The organism is Rhodopila sp. (genome assembly GCF_035548095.1).
Taxonomy (GTDB): Bacteria; Pseudomonadota; Alphaproteobacteria; order Acetobacterales; family Acetobacteraceae; genus Rhodopila.
Window position 1 is genome coordinate 245,960 of record NZ_DASZUV010000020.1, and the last position, 14,805, is coordinate 260,764.

Annotated in this window: 9 protein-coding genes; 7 read left to right on the top strand and 2 right to left on the bottom strand. The window is 65.7% G+C overall.

Going from position 1 to position 14,805, the window contains the following annotated elements:
- Positions 1-115 precede the first annotated feature (115 nt).
- From mnmG to VHC04_RS15655, 4 genes are all read left to right on the top strand, one after another.
- Complete coding sequence (gene mnmG, locus VHC04_RS15640) at positions 116-1,987, top strand: tRNA uridine-5-carboxymethylaminomethyl(34) synthesis enzyme MnmG (protein WP_325682897.1); 1,872 nt, start codon at positions 116-118, stop codon at positions 1,985-1,987.
- 4 nt (positions 1,988-1,991) lie between these two features.
- Positions 1,992-4,637, top strand: coding sequence for a DNA mismatch repair protein MutS (gene mutS, locus VHC04_RS15645; protein ID WP_325682899.1), 2,646 nt, complete (start codon positions 1,992-1,994; stop codon positions 4,635-4,637).
- A 60-nt stretch (positions 4,638-4,697) separates the two neighbouring features.
- Entirely contained in the window at positions 4,698-7,466 is a 2,769-nt protein-coding gene (locus tag VHC04_RS15650) for a [protein-PII] uridylyltransferase (protein WP_325682901.1), read from the top strand.
- 206 nt (positions 7,467-7,672) lie between these two features.
- Positions 7,673-8,095, top strand: coding sequence for a M23 family metallopeptidase (locus VHC04_RS15655; RefSeq protein WP_325682903.1), 423 nt, complete (start codon positions 7,673-7,675; stop codon positions 8,093-8,095).
- 38 nt (positions 8,096-8,133) lie between these two features.
- Here the strand turns inward: VHC04_RS15655 and VHC04_RS15660 are convergent, their stop codons facing one another.
- On the bottom strand, positions 8,134-9,357 hold the full coding sequence (locus VHC04_RS15660) for a nicotinate phosphoribosyltransferase (RefSeq protein WP_325682905.1): 1,224 nt from the start codon (positions 9,355-9,357) through the stop codon (positions 8,134-8,136).
- A 14-nt stretch (positions 9,358-9,371) separates the two neighbouring features.
- The gene (locus VHC04_RS15665) at positions 9,372-10,802 is read right to left on the bottom strand and encodes a class II 3-deoxy-7-phosphoheptulonate synthase (protein WP_325682907.1); all 1,431 of its coding nucleotides are present in this window, start codon (positions 10,800-10,802) and stop codon (positions 9,372-9,374) included.
- Between the two features lie 383 nt (positions 10,803-11,185).
- On the opposite strand from VHC04_RS15665, the gene VHC04_RS15670 reads away from it, so the two are divergent.
- From VHC04_RS15670 to VHC04_RS15680, 3 genes are read left to right on the top strand one after another with little or no spacing between them, the layout of a single operon-like run.
- Positions 11,186-12,142, top strand: a complete 957-nt coding sequence (locus tag VHC04_RS15670) for a branched-chain amino acid ABC transporter permease (protein ID WP_325682909.1) — start codon at positions 11,186-11,188, stop codon at positions 12,140-12,142.
- On the top strand, positions 12,142-13,911 hold the full coding sequence (locus tag VHC04_RS15675) for a branched-chain amino acid ABC transporter ATP-binding protein/permease (RefSeq protein WP_325682911.1): 1,770 nt from the start codon (positions 12,142-12,144) through the stop codon (positions 13,909-13,911). The genes VHC04_RS15670 and VHC04_RS15675 overlap by 1 nt, the downstream gene beginning before the upstream one ends.
- Positions 13,904-14,620 carry an ABC transporter ATP-binding protein gene (locus VHC04_RS15680; protein ID WP_325682913.1) on the top strand — a complete coding sequence of 239 codons (717 nt, stop codon included), beginning with the start codon at positions 13,904-13,906 and terminating at the stop codon, positions 14,618-14,620. The genes VHC04_RS15675 and VHC04_RS15680 overlap by 8 nt, the downstream gene beginning before the upstream one ends.
- Positions 14,621-14,805: the final 185 nt, after the last annotated feature.

A 14,805-nucleotide genomic window follows, 5' to 3' on the forward strand; every position in this document is an offset into this window, starting at 1 on the left:
CGATTCCCCCAGCTTGTCGAGTTAACAATGATTACGCTGGTTTAGCGTGCCGCACAAAGTCGACCCGCAGCGGACACATGGCGACAGGCACCGATTCTGTGGCATGAGGTCGCGGATGACCACCCGATACGATGTGATAGTTGTCGGCGGCGGCCACGCCGGCTGCGAGGCAGCGGCGGCGGCCGCACGCATGGGGGCCCGAACTCTCTTGCTGACGCATGCGCTTGGCACGGTCGGAGAGATGTCGTGCAACCCGTCCATCGGCGGGATCGGCAAGGGCCATCTGGTGCGGGAGATCGACGCATTGGACGGCATCATGGGCCGAGCTGGCGATGCCGCGGGGATTCACTTCAAACTGCTGAACAGGAGCAAAGGACCAGCCGTACGGGGTCCGCGAGCCCAGGCCGACCGGGCATTGTACCGCCAAGCCATTCGCGACCTGCTGGCGGCCACGCCGAACCTGACACTGCAGGCAGGGTCGGTCGAGGATCTGGACATCGCCGCTGACGGCCGCGTCCGCGCGGTGGTAACCGCCGATGGTGTCCGCCATCCCTGTGGTGCCGTCGTGCTGACCACCGGGACTTTTCTGCGCGGCGTGATCCATGTCGGCGAGCACCAGACGCCAGCCGGTCGCGTCGGCGAGGCGCCGGCCATCGCCCTGGCGGAGACGCTGGGTCGGCTGGCCCTGCCTCTTGGTCGCCTGAAGACCGGCACGCCGCCGCGGCTGGACCGCCGCACGATCGATTGGGATGGCCTTCCCGCTGATCCGGGCGACACATGCCCGGAACCCTTCAGTACCCTGACCACCCGCCTGCCCAATCCGCGGATCGAATGCCGGTTGACCGCGACGACCGAAGCCACGCACGCGGTGATCCGGGAGAATATTCATCGGTCCGCCGTCTACTCCGGCCAGATTGCGGGCAAAGGGCCGCGCTATTGCCCCTCCATCGAGGACAAGGTGGTCCGCTTCGCATCGCGCGAGCGTCACAACATCTTCTTGGAACCGGAAGGCCTGGACGATCCAACCGTCTATCCCAACGGCATCTCCACCAGCCTGCCGGCCGATGTGCAGCAGGCGATCCTGCGCACCATTCCCGGCCTGGAACACGCACGAATCATTCGTCCAGGCTATGCCGTTGAATACGACTACGTGGATCCACGGGCTTTAACGCCCAGCCTTGAGTTGCGCGACGTGCCCGGCCTGTTCCTGGCCGGCCAGATCAACGGCACCACCGGCTATGAGGAAGCTGCCGCCCAGGGCCTGCTGGCCGGCATCAATGCAGCGCGGCTTGTCGCCGGCGCCGCGGCGGTCACGATAGGACGGACCGAAGCCTATCTGGGCGTTCTGGTCGACGACCTCACCACACAGGGCGTGAGCGAACCGTACCGGATGTTCACGTCGCGCGCCGAATTCCGGCTGACGCTGCGCGCCGACAACGCGGATCTGCGTCTTACGGAAAAGGGCATCGCCTGGGGCTGCGTCGGCGCTGCGCGGCAGACCGCCTTCAAGGCCCATCAGGCCGAAGTAGCCGGCGCGCTGGAACGCGCCCGGCAAGAGGGTATGCCAGCCGCTGCCGTCGCCGATCTGGGTGTCCGCCCCCCGGTCGACGGACGATGGCGCTCGGTGCTGGATCTTGCCGGCCACGATCTGGTGCAGTGGGACGCATTGTGCCGTGCTTTTCCCTGGCTGGCGGCGCTGTCTCCCAGGGCCGCCGACCAGCTTCGTACCGACGCGCGATACGCCGGCTACCTCCACCGCCAGCAAAGCGAACTGCGCCTGAGCCAGCGGGAGGACGGCGTCGTGATCAACGACATCCGATATGAGGATATCGGCGGACTCTCGAACGAAATCCGTGAAATCCTCAACCGGGCCAGGCCGCAATCCCTCGGCGCCGCATCACGCATCCAGGGCATGACGCCGGCGGCGCTCGCATCCATTGCCGCGCATATCCGCAAGCGTCAGCCTGTGATCCAGGCAGGTGCCTGACAGCATGACCGCCGGTCCGGCCCGCCTGGCGGCGCCTCCGTCTGCTGGCGCGACGCCCGCCATGGCGCAGTGGTTCGCCGCCAAGGCCGAGCATCAGGATGCGCTGCTGTTCTTCCGCATGGGCGACTTCTATGAGTTGTTCTTCGCAGACGCCGAGGCCGCGGCCGCCGCACTGGACATCGCGCTCAGCCACCGCGGCGAGCACAATGGTCATCCTATTCCAATGTGCGGGGTGCCGCATCACGCAGCGGAAATCTATCTGGCTCGCCTGATCCGCCGCGGCTTCCGTGTCGCCATCGTGGAGCAGATGGAGGATCCCAAGTCGCGCACCGGCAAGGCGCCGATCCGGCGCGAGGTGGTCAGGCTGATCACGCCGGGCACGGTTACCGAGGAAGCATTACTGGATGCCGGCCGCCCTAACCTTCTGCTGGCCCTGGCCCACGATTCCGGCGACTTGGGGGCGGCCTGGGTCGACGTGTCGACCGGCGTCTTCGAAACCACGGCGCTGGCGCCGAGCGAACTCGCAGCCCTGCTCGGACGCCTCGAGCCGGCGGAGATCCTGGCACCCGAGGATCTGGACCTCGGCGATTGGGCGGCCGCGTGCTCTCCCGCCCCGGTTGCTTCCCCGCCCCTGATTTCACGCCGTCGCCTCGCCGAAGCGTTTGGGGCCGTGTCCCTGGACGCATTCGGCACCTTCCGTGATGGAGAAGCCGTGGCGGCGGCAATGGTGCTCGATTATGTGCGCGCGACACAATCCGGCGCGCTTCCCAGGCTCGGCCGCCCCGAACCGCGCGGGGAAGCCGGCATCCTGCTGATGGATGCATCCACCCGCGCGAGCCTGGAGATCCAGCGGTCGCGTGACGGCGGCACCAAGCACACATTGCTGGCCGCGGTACAGCGTACCCAAACGGCCGCGGGTGCGCGGCTTTTGGCGACGTGGCTGTCCGCCCCGTTGACTGATCCCGAGGCGATTGGTGCGCGGCAGGACGCATGGTCCTGGTGCCTCGCCAACCCGGACCGGGTCACGCAGCTGCGGGGTATCCTGCGCACCGTCCCCGACGTCGCACGGGCCCTCGGGCGCCTTTCCATAAATCGTGGCAGTCCGCGCGACCTGGCGGCAATCCGGGACGGCCTGACGGCTGCGGCGGCCGCCGCCGCCGTTCTGGACGGGGCCATCCCACCAGCCCTGATCGACCTCCGAACCACCCTGGCTGCGGAAACCCCCTTGTCGGGCGAATTGGGCCGCGCCCTCGCCGACCCGGCACCCGCGCGCCTGGATGACGGCGGCGCGATCCGCGCGGGCTACGATGGCGAACTCGACGCCTACTGCACCCTCCGCGACGACAGCCGGCGCGTGCTGGCAACGCTGCAACTCGATTATGCTCAACGCTACGGCGTCGCCAGCCTGAAGATCCGGCACCACGCCCAGCTGGGTTATGTCATCGAGGTGCCGGCGGCAGCGGTCGAAGGCCTGCGGGCGTATCCTGAGCTATCGCTGCGGCAGGGAATGGCCAACGGTGCCCGCTTCACGGCGCCCGAACTCTCGGAGCTGGACCAGAAAATCCGGGAGGCCGGTGAGAAAGCCGCAGCGCGGGAGAAGAACGTCTTCGCACACCTGGTTCATCTTGTACTGCAACAGGCGGATGCGCTGGCGGCGCGTGCTGCGGCGCTGGCCTTCCTGGATATCGCCCAGTCCGCCGCCAGGCTGGCGGAAGGCGGCAACTGGACGCGGCCCGTGGTGACGCCGACCGACGCCTTCCAGATCAGGGGCGGACGGCACCCTGTCGTGGAAGCAGCGCTATCGGGCCAATCCGCCTTCGTGCCCAATGCCTGCGATCTGTCGCCAGATCGGCGTGTCATGTTGCTGACCGGCCCGAACATGGCCGGCAAGTCGACCTTCCTGCGCCAGAACGCGCTGTTCGTCGTGCTGGCCCAGTGCGGACTGCCCGTGCCGGCGGACCATGCCGAAATCGGGATCGTCGATCGCCTGTTCAGCCGGGTCGGCGCCGCCGATGATCTGGCGCGTGGCCGCTCCACCTTCATGGTGGAGATGACAGAGACGGCGACCATTCTGCACCAGGCCGGTCCGCGGTCGATGGTGGTCGTCGATGAGATCGGACGCGGCACATCGACCCTTGACGGGTTGGCGATTGCCTGGGCGGTGCTGGAAGCGCTGCATTCGGCGATCCGATGCCGCACGATTTTTGCCACACATTTCCACGAGCTTGCCGACCTTGCGGATCAATTGCCGCGGCTGCGGCCGCACACGATGCGGGTCAAGGAGTGGAAAGATACGGTGGTCTTTCTGCACGAAGTGGCCGAGGGGTCTGCCCGTCGGTCGTGGGGCGTACACGTTGCTGAGCTGGCCGGTGTCCCGTCACAAGTCGTACGCCGCGCCGCTGCGCTGATGGCGACGTTCGAGAAGCAGGGCGGGGCGATCGGCAAGTCGATGTCGACCCAGGCGTTGCCGCTGTTCGCCTCCGCCCCCGTCCCTGCCGCAGAGGAAGTCATTAACCAGCCAGAAGAAACCGACTTGTTGCGCAAGGCGCTGCAAGACACGGAGCCGGACAACCTCACCCCCAGGCAGGCGCTGGATCTGCTGTATCATCTGAAATCCCTCGGCGCGTCTTGCGCGCCGGAGACGAGGTAGTACGTTGGGCAAATGTTGACCCCCATCCCCCTTCCGCGGGCGCCCGAAGCCGCTGCCAGCATGTTGTCGGACGTCCTGAACGGCCTCGCCGAGGAAGGAGGCAATATCCCCCGTGATGCCGCGGTCGGCGCCTTTCGCCGGCACCTGGCTCGCATCCAGTCCTATGTTCAACACGCCTTCGAGCATGAGCAGATCACCGGCCTGCAGGCCGCGCGCCTGTTGGGCGCCCTGGTGGATGGTGTTGTTTCGGCGCTGTTCGAACATGCCTCCCGACAGACCGATCTCGGCCCGGCCGAGCATCTCAGCATTGCCGCAACCGGTGGTTATGGACGCGGCGTCCTGGCTCCCTTCAGCGACATAGACCTGCTGTTCCTCACCGGGAACCAGCCGACACCGGAAACCCTCCGCGTCGTCGAATACATGCTGTATTTTCTGTGGGACCTGGGACTGAAAGTCGGTCATGCGACCCGCTCGATCATGGATTGTCTGACCGAGGGCGCCAAGGACACCACCATTCGCACCGCCTTGCTGGATGCCCGCCATCTGACGGGGGACAAGGCGCTGTTCGGTGAATTTCATCACCGTTTTCGCACAGCCTGCAAGGAGGCTGGCGCCGCCGAATATATCGCTGCGAAGCAGGCCGAACGGGCCGTGCGTCACCGCCGCTATGGCGACAGCCCGTTCGTCGTCGAACCGAACGTCAAGGAAGGCCGCGGTGGCTTGCGGGATCTGCAGACGCTGTACTGGATCGCACGCTACGTGTTCGATACGCAGACGATGGGGGAACTGGCCGATCTAGGCGGCATCCTGACGCAGATGGAGGCCCGACACGGCCGTCGCGCGTGGGAGTTCCTCTGGACAGTACGCTTTCACCTTCACTACGTCGCCGGCAGAGCCGAGGAACGCCTGACATTCGACCTGCAACCCGTGGTGGGCGCCCGTATGGGCTATACGCGCCACGGCCGTCAGGACGGCGTCGAACGTTTCATGCGGCACTATTTCCTTACGGCCCGCGAGATCGCCCGCCTGACCCGCATCCTGGAGCCAGCGATCCTGCGTTCCGCGCTCGGACCGCCGGCACTGGAGGCCGAAACGGATGCGGCCCTGCTATCCGCGGGGTTCGTGCTCGCCGAAGGGAAGCTGATGCCGATCAGCGGCCGCGATTTCGACGTCGAGCCCATTCAGATGCTCCGCATCCTGCAGGTGGCCCGCGGCCGCAACCTCGAGCTTCACCCCCTCGCCCTACGATCGTTCATACAAAACGAGAGACGGGCCACCGTCCTGCGTGGCGACCCGAAAGCGGCGGCTTTGTTCATGGACCTGCTGTGCGGGAAGGAGCCCGATCACCACAAGGGGAGCCAGCATCCGGACGGGGCCAAGTGGCTCGCCATCCTGAACGAGACAGGGTTCGTCGGCCGCTACCTGCCCGACTGGGCTCGCATCGTCGGCAAGATGCAGTTCGACACCTACCACATCTTCACCGTGGACGAGCATACCATCGAAGCGATCAAGGTGCTCAACGCGCTGGAACGCGGTGAGTTGAGCGAGATCGCGCCAGTCGCCTCCGACCTGGTTGAACACGTGCAATCGCGCCGGTCGCTCTATCTGGCGATGCTGCTGCATGACATCGCCAAGGGCCGCGGCGGCGACCACTCCGTCATCGGTGCCGACATCGCCCTGCGCGTCGGTCCCACCCTCGGCCTGACGGATGAGGAGACCGAGACGGTATCCTGGCTCGTGCTGCACCACCTTCTGCTGAGCGCGACGGCCTTCAAGCGCGACATCGACGATCCCAAGACGATCCTGGACCTTGCCGACACCATCCAGTCGCCGGAACGGCTGCGGTTGCTGCTGGTGCTGACGGTCGCGGACATGCGGGCCGTCTCCAGCAAAGTGTGGAACGGCTGGAAAGCGACATTGCTACGGGAACTATACGGCCGCGTAGCGGAAGTGCTTGCCGGCGGCCTGGCCACGACAGAGCGCGATGTCCGGGTATCCCGTGCCAAACAGGCCGTCGCCGCGCTGCTGGACGACTGGACCGAGCAAGAGGTCGAGCATTTCACATCGCTGGGCTATGCCAGCTACTGGCTTGCTTTCGACCCAGAGACACATGCGCGACATGGCCGGCTGATCCGCGACGCCGAGGAACGCAAGGCGCCGCTGACCGTCGATACGCAGCCCCTGCCCGCCCGCGCGGTGACCGAGGTGACGGTCTACTGTGCCGACCACGCTGGCCTGTTCAGCAAGATTTCCGGGGCCTTGGCTATCGCTGGCGCCTCCATCGTGGATGCGCGCATCCACACCATGACCAACGGCATGGCGCTCGATACATTCTGGGTACAGGACGCCGCCGGAGGCGCTTTCGATGCACCGCACCGTCTCGCCCGCTTGTCCGTGCTCATCGATCAGGCCCTCACCGGCCGGCTGCCTCTGGCCAGCGAGATCCGGAGGGTTTCCAAGGTGCTGCTGGGCCGCCGGATGCAGGCCATCCATGCGCCGCCGCGCGTAGTAATCGACAACCATGCCTCCAACACGCACACGGTGCTGGAAGTGAACGGGCGCGATCGCCCCGGCCTGCTGCACGACCTGACCGCCGCCATCAGTGAGCAGGGATTGCAGATCGCATCCGCCCACGTCACCACCTATGGCGTGCGGGCTGTCGACGTCTTCTACGTAAAGGACATTTTTGGCCTGAAGATCGAGAATGAACGCAAGCTGGCGCAACTGCGAGAGGCCCTCATGCAGGCGCTGACCATGAATGATGAGCAGCCTCCCACGCACCAGGCGGTGCCGCGCAAGAGGCGCCGGCACCAGGCCGCCGTGGGATAACCATCCTGCCAGGTCCTCAGGTGCCGCTGGCCCCGCCGTTGCACTGCCGGGTACCGTGTCCATCCGCGACGGAGCCGCTGCACGCTGTGCCGTCGGCGCCTGGGATATCGAGACTGGCAGCCATCTTCACGATCCTCTGGCTGCTCGCGGTTTCGCCGGCGGTCAGTGCGTCGCCACCCCCCTCGGCGACGGGCGCAGATTTGGCATTGCAACTGCCGGTTTCGCCGACATGCGTTTCGTCCCCGTTCGGCACCCGCATCATGGCCGGTCGGCCGAAAGCCGGCACGTTCCATCCAGGCATCGACCTTTCCGCTCCGCTCGGGGCGCCCGTGCGCGCGGTCGCGCCGGGAACGATCATCCGCGTCCAACGCAAGGGACCTGGCGGAATGGAGATGCTGGTTCAACACCACGGTTTCATCGGGGTCTACAGCCATCTCGGCCTCATCGCCCCGGCCGTGCTCAACGGCAAGCGGACCGTCGCGACCGGTGATCAACTCGCTATCGTCGGGCGCAGCGGATTGACCTATGGCGCCCATCTCTACTTCGGTATGATCGTCAACGGACGCCCCGTCGATCCGGCAACATACTTGCGCGTCCAGCCATGCGGCCAAGCCGCGGCGCGGCGATAGATCGGGACGGCGGCGTCACCGACAGGTGTCAACGCCTCCTATCGGGGCGACATCGCATCCGCGGGCAGCCCCTGTGACGAAGCCGAAAGGCTCTCGATACCGCGCTTGCGCGCGCCATTCTTCCGCAGCAGGAACTCCCGTCCGATCTTTACCATCGGCACGCCGTCATATTCGACGATATCGGCGGTGGCATAGGTTTCGTGCCACTGATCCGGAATGAAACTGCCGGTCCCCACCACGTCGATAGGTGCCTTGGCATCGGCCATCACGCGGCATTTCTCGACACCAAAGCCGGAGGAGACGACGATCCGCACCTTCGGATAGCCGGCCTCGTTCAGCGCCTCGCGCATGTGCCAGATGGCGGCGACCGACACTCCAGTGCCAACCAAATAGCGCAATTCCGATTCACTGCGATAACGGCGAATGGCACCGGGTGCGTAGCGTTCCAGCACGGCGTAACTCTCGGCCGGATTCAGACCTTCCAGGAAGCGGCCGCCATGTGTATCCAGCCGGAACGAAAGCTGGCCCGCTGCCGCCAGATGGGGGAAGCGGTGGCATACCGCCAAGGCGTCCGACACCTCGCGGCCGAAGTAATCGACCAGCACGGTCATCGGCTCATCGGGAAAAGTCTCGCGGAACATCTCCGCCGCGCGCACCGTGGACCCGGCATAGCCGATCAGTGAGTGCGGCATCGTGCCGAAGCCCCGCTCCGCGCCGAACCAGTGCGCCGTCAGGTCGTTGGCACAGCCGATAAATCCCCTGGCTCCCTCGCGCCGCGCGGCCGCGCTGCCGACCGAGGCGGCATAGCCCATGATGTCCTGCATTTCGCCACCGGCGCAATGCCGAGCCTCCATGGCCAGGAAGGCTGCGTTCGGCAGCGCCATTGCCATCTGGTATGCATTGTGGGCGGCAACGCAGGCCGGCCCGATCTTCTGCAGCAGGATCGTTTCCAGGTCCGACAGGTGCATCATGCTGCCGGTCAGGTAGACGATGGGCTCACCGGCACCGACCCAGTCGCCTTCCTGATACATCAGGTCGACATCCACCGTGGTCCCGCGCTGCCGGGCCGCCTCCAAAAGCCAGTCCAGCATCAGCCGCGGCGCGCATACCACCGGCCGCCGCAGGAAAATGGCGTAGGTGACGAGCTTGTCACCGAACCGGGCAACGATGCGCTTGGTCCGGTTGAAGTAGCTGTCGGTCCGCGCCGCGATGTCGGTTTCGAGATTGGAGCCGGTTGAGCCGGCATCGTTTTTGTTCGCCACCTCCCTGACCCCGTTTACTGGGCGGCGAGCGGCGGTGCTGCCGCGGGTTCCCGCCGGGCCTTCAGTTCCTCGGCAACCAGGAACGCCAGTTCCAGCGACTGCTCCGCATTCAGGCGCGGGTCGCAGAACGTCTCATAGCGCTCCGTGAGGTCGGTTTCCGACAATTGGTGCGCGCCGCCGATGCACTCGGTGACATCGCTGCCGGTCATTTCCACATGCACCCCGCCCGCCCAGGTGCCTTCGGCCGCATGGACATCAAAGAAGCCGCGGACCTCGTTCAGGATCGCGTCGAAATTGCGGGTTTTCAGCTTGCTGCCGGTGGTAACGGTGTTGCCGTGCATCGGATCGCACAGCCACAGCACCTTGTGGCCGGCCCGCTCCACCGCACGCAGCAAAGGCGGCAGCCTGGCCCCCACCTTCTCGGCGCCCATGCGGCTGATCAGCGTGATGCGACCGGCCTCGTTCGCTGGATTCAGCAGGTCCAGAAGGCGCAGCAGGTCGTCCGGCTCCTGCGTCGGGCCGACCTTCATGCCCAGCGGATTCTTCAGGCCGCGCAGAAACTCCACATGCGCGCCATCCGCCTGCCGGGTGCGATCTCCGATCCAGAGGAAGTGGGCGGAGCAGCCGTACCAATCGCCGGTGGTGGAGTCCACACGGGCCAGCGCCTGCTCATAGGGCAGCAGCAGTGCCTCATGGCTGATGTAGAAATCGGTCTCCCGCAGGTCGCGGGTGGTGGCGCTGGTCATGCCGCAGGCAGCCATGAAGGCCAATGTCTCATCGATGCGCTGCGCCAGGATCTTGTACCGTTCCGACAGCGGGGAGCGTTCGACGAAGTCGAGGTTCCAGCGATGGACCTCATGCAGATCGGCATAGCCGCCCGAGGAGAAGGCACGCAGCAGATTCAACGTGCTGGCGGACTGGAAGTAGCCGAACTCCATCCGTTGAGGGTCGGGAATTCGCGCCTCTGCACTGAATTCCGGACCGTTGATGATGTCGCCGCGGTAGCTGGGCAGGGTGATCCCATCCACCGTTTCGGTGTCCGACGACCGGGGCTTGGCGAACTGGCCCGCCATGCGGCCCATCTTCACCACCGGCAGCGAGGCGCCGAAGGTCAGCACCACCGCCATCTGCAGCAGGACGCGGAAGGTGTCGCGGATGACGTTGGCGGTGAAGTCGGTGAAGCTTTCCGCACAGTCACCGCCCTGCAGGACGAAGGCCTTCCCTTCCGACGCCTGGGCCAGCGCCGCTTTCAGCCGCCGGGCCTCGCCGGCGAAGACCAACGGGGGAAACCGGCGCAGGCGCGCTTCCATGTCTTCCAGCTTCGTCAGGTCCGGATAGGCCGGCACCTGCCGGATCGGGCAGGCGCGCCAGGAATCGGGCGTCCAGGCGCGACTAGCCGGGGGACTGTGGGTCGCCGGGGGACTATGGGTCGTATGGGTCGGCATGACAGATCTCCTCGCGCGCCGTTATGTCGTGAAACTGTCCCATTGGCTACTGCCGCGCGCTTCTGGCAGCAGAGCGCTGGGCGCGGCGCCGCAGGCTGGCCGGACATGAACCCGACCTGTCCTGGAGATGAATTTCCATTGCCAACGCGGGCATCACCAACGCCGGCGCGCGGGCGATGAAGCGCCAAATATCGCATCTCGCACTGCAGCAACCTCATGACATGTGTCATTGTGTCGGCGAAGCCCGCGATCCGGTGCGTTTCGCCGATCGCAACGCGCTTGACCACCGGATCAATCCCGTGTCCAACGGTAACAATCGAGACGCCCCGGCCAGGCAACAACGCCACCGGGACAGGCGTCCAATCAAAGGAAGCGAACGCCAGGTGGATCTCGAAATCCTCATCGAGAACGTGCTGAACGCGCTGACCGCGGGCATCACGATCGGCTGCATCTACGGTTTGATGTGCATCGGCCTCGGGCTGATCTTCGGCGTCATGCGCGTGGTCAACTTCGCGCAGGGCGAACTGCTGATGCTGGGCATGTTCGCCAGCCTGTACCTGGTGACCGGCGGCGGTGTCCTGGCGTTCCTGGGCCCGAGCTACGGTCCTTTCATCGGCGCGATTCTGGCCGGGCCCGTTGTGTTCGTTGCCGGCACCCTGCTGCATCGCTTTCTGATCGCGCGGGTATCCGGCCTACGCACCGCAGGCACACTGGATGAAGGCCATTTCGGCCAGTTGGTCGTCACTCTGGGTATTTCACTGATTCTGCAAAACGGCGGGCTGATCGTATTCGGTTCCACACCCGTCACGGTGCGCACGCCGCTGGCCTCCAGCGCCTTCGACATCACCGGCTTCTATGGTGACGCCACCATCTTCCTCAACAAGGCCCGGCTGATCGCCTGCGTGGTGTCGATCGTCACCGCCATCGGCTTGTACCTGCTGCTGGAATATACGCGGCTAGGCAAGGCGCTACGCGCGGCGGCGGATAATCCGACGGCGGCGACCTATATGGGTATCGATGTCGAGCGGGCCTATCGCATCGCCTTCGGCCTGGGCAGTGGCATCACCGCGATCGCCGGCGGTCTGATGGCGACCTACCTGTCATTCGGTCCATTCATCGGCCTGGATTACGTCATCATCATGTATTCCGGCGTCGTGCTGGGCGGCATGGGCAGCATCCTCGGTGCCTTCTGGGGAGGGCTGACCGTCGGCTTCGTGCAGCAATGTTCCTCATTGATCCTGCCACCGCAATTGCAGAATGCGGCGATCTTCGTCGTCTTCCTGCTGATCGTCCTCCTGCGACCCCAAGGCCTGTTTGGTCGCTCGGCGGAGCGTGCGTGATGCGATACGGTGCAGCCCCCCGCCTGCGACGCGACCTGATCACGCTGGGAGTCATCTCGATCGCCTACCTTGCGATCGCCAGTGTCGTCACCAACAGCTATTATCAGCTGATCCTGACCCTGGTGCCGGTCTGGGCCGTGTTCGGCGTGTCGTGGAATATCCTGTCCGGCTACGGCGGTCAGCTTTCCTTCGGTCACGCGGCATTCTTCGGCATCGGCGCGTATACCGTCACCCTGGCGCTGGTCTATTGGAACCTGACACCCTGGCTCGGCATCCCGCTGGGCATGATCGTCGCTGGCATCGCCGCCGTATTGATCGGCATCCCGACCTTCCGTCTACGCGGCCATTATTTCGCGCTGTCGATGCTCGCCTATCCGCTGGCGATCCTGTACGTGCTGCAATACCTGGGCTTCCAGGAGATGTCGCTGCCGATGCATCGGGAAAACCCGGCGGCGTACCTCGAATTCACCGAACCGCGCCTCTATTCGGTGGTGGCGGTCGGGCTGCTGATCATCGGCCTGTTCGTCTGCATGGTGATCGAGAATTCGCGCTTCGGCCTGGCCCTGCTGGCGATCCGTCAGAATGAGCTTGCCGCCGAGGCCGCCGGCATCAACGCCCGGTTGTGGAAGATGCGGGCGCTGGTGGTGTCCGGCATGATCGCGGCGGCAGCCGGCGGTTTCTATGCGTGCGTGCTGCTGGTGGTCACGCCGGACTCGGTGTTCGGCATGCTGGTCTCCGCCCAGGCCGTCGTGGTGACATTGTTCGGGGGTGTGACCTCGGTGTGGGGGCCGGTGATCGGCGCCGCCATCCTGGTACCGCTGGCCTCGGGCCTGAACGCTCAGTTGGGCAATATCCTGCCTGGTATACAGGGCGTGGTGTATGGCGTGGCGATCATCGGCATCATGCTGCTGGCACCCGACGGGCTGTTCTGGACAGTGCGCGACCGCTTCTTCCGCCGCCCGGTTACACGCATGAACCTGCCGATCGGGTTCAAGGCCACAACCTCGCTGGTCAGGGAGCCCGCGGACGCGAGCGCGCCGCTGCTGAAGGTGGATGGCATCAGCCGCTCCTTCGGCGGGCTGCGCGCCGTCAGCCAAGTGAGTTTCGAGGTCAGGCCCGGCGAGATCCTGGGCATCATCGGTCCGAATGGCGCCGGCAAGACCACGCTGTTCAATCTGCTGAACGGCGTACTGACCTGCGATGAAGGCACCGCCACGATCGGCGGTGAGATGATGACCGGCCGGAAGGTGCACCAGGTCACCCGCCTGGGCGTCGGCCGTACCTTCCAGGTGGTACGCAGTTTCCCCCGCCTGCCGGTGCTGGACAACGTCATCGTCGGCGCCTACGGCGCCGGGCTGTCGGACACCGACGCCATCGCCTCGGCCGCCGAGGCGCTGCGCCGCGTCGGGCTCGCCGACCTGGCCGGCACCGCCGCCGGACAACTCACCAACAAACAGCTTCGCCTGATGGAGCTGGCCAGAGCACTTGCGGGCCATCCACGCCTGCTGCTGCTGGATGAGACGCTGGCCGGGCTGGGACGCGACGAATGCGACGATGTCCTGGACGTGCTGGAGCGGTTGCGCGAAGAGGGTATGACCATCGTGATCATCGAGCACACGATGCACGCGATGATGCGGATCGCCGACCGGTTCGTGGTGCTGGACCATGGCCGCGTGCTGGCCAGCGGCCTGCCCCGGCAGGTGGTGGAGGATCGCACCGTCATCGAGGCATATCTCGGCAAGAAATGGGCGGCGAAACAGGATGCTTGAGGTCACCAACCTGTCGGTCGCCTACGGCGGTCTGCGTGCCCTGACCGACGTCACGCTGTCGGTCGATGCCGGCCAGTTCGTTACCGTTGTCGGTCCGAACGGCGCCGGCAAGTCGACGCTGTTCAAGACCATCTCGGGCATCGTGCCGCCCGTCGCGGGGCGGATCACCTTCCAGGGGCAGGACCTGCTAACTCTGTCCCCGGCCCAACGCGCCCATCTCGGCATCGCCCACGTGCCGGAAGGCCGCCAGGTGTTCAAGACCCTGACAGTCCGGGAGAACCTGGAGATGGGGGCCTATCCGAAGGCGGGCCGGGCGGCGTGGAGCCATACGCTGGATCGCATCCACACGCTGTTCCCGATCCTGTACGAACGCGCCCAACAGCTGGCAGGCACCTTGTCGGGCGGTGAGCAACAGATGGTCGCCATCGGCCGCGGCCTGGCCTGCGCGCCGAAGCTGCTGATGCTGGACGAACCTTCCATGGGCCTGGCTCCCGCCGTGGCCGACACGATCTTCGAGCGTGTCTCGCAGATTCACCGCGAGGATGGGATGACCATCCTGCTGGTGGAACAACGCGTCGCCGAGGCTCTGGAACTCTCCGATCACGGCTATGTCCTGGAAACCGGCCACATGGTCCTGGATGGCCCCTACGAAACTCTGCTGCGCGACGACCGCGTGCGGCGATCGTATCTGGGGATCGCCGATGGTTGACGCTCGCCCGAGGGGCGCCGCTTCCCTGGAACCCCCACCAGGTGCGCAACGCCCTCGAAACCCAATCATTGGCGGAGGGAACCCCGCGGATCTCTCTCCATCCCATCGGTCGCTGCCTCTCACCAACTCCCCCGATGGATGGGGGTCCAAAGGGGCACTCGCCCTTTGCCGGGTCCAGGGGCAGC

Coding starts and splice junctions, on each gene's coding strand:
- mnmG (WP_325682897.1), top strand. CDS start 116: ATGACCACCCGATACGATGTGATAGTTGTCGGCGGCGGCCACGCCGGC.
- mutS (WP_325682899.1), top strand. CDS start 1,992: ATGACCGCCGGTCCGGCCCGCCTGGCGGCGCCTCCGTCTGCTGGCGCG.
- VHC04_RS15650 (WP_325682901.1), top strand. CDS start 4,698: ATGTTGTCGGACGTCCTGAACGGCCTCGCCGAGGAAGGAGGCAATATC.
- VHC04_RS15665 (WP_325682907.1), bottom strand. CDS start 10,802: ATGCCGACCCATACGACCCATAGTCCCCCGGCGACCCACAGTCCCCCG.
- VHC04_RS15675 (WP_325682911.1), top strand. CDS start 12,142: ATGCGATACGGTGCAGCCCCCCGCCTGCGACGCGACCTGATCACGCTG.
- VHC04_RS15680 (WP_325682913.1), top strand. CDS start 13,904: ATGCTTGAGGTCACCAACCTGTCGGTCGCCTACGGCGGTCTGCGTGCC.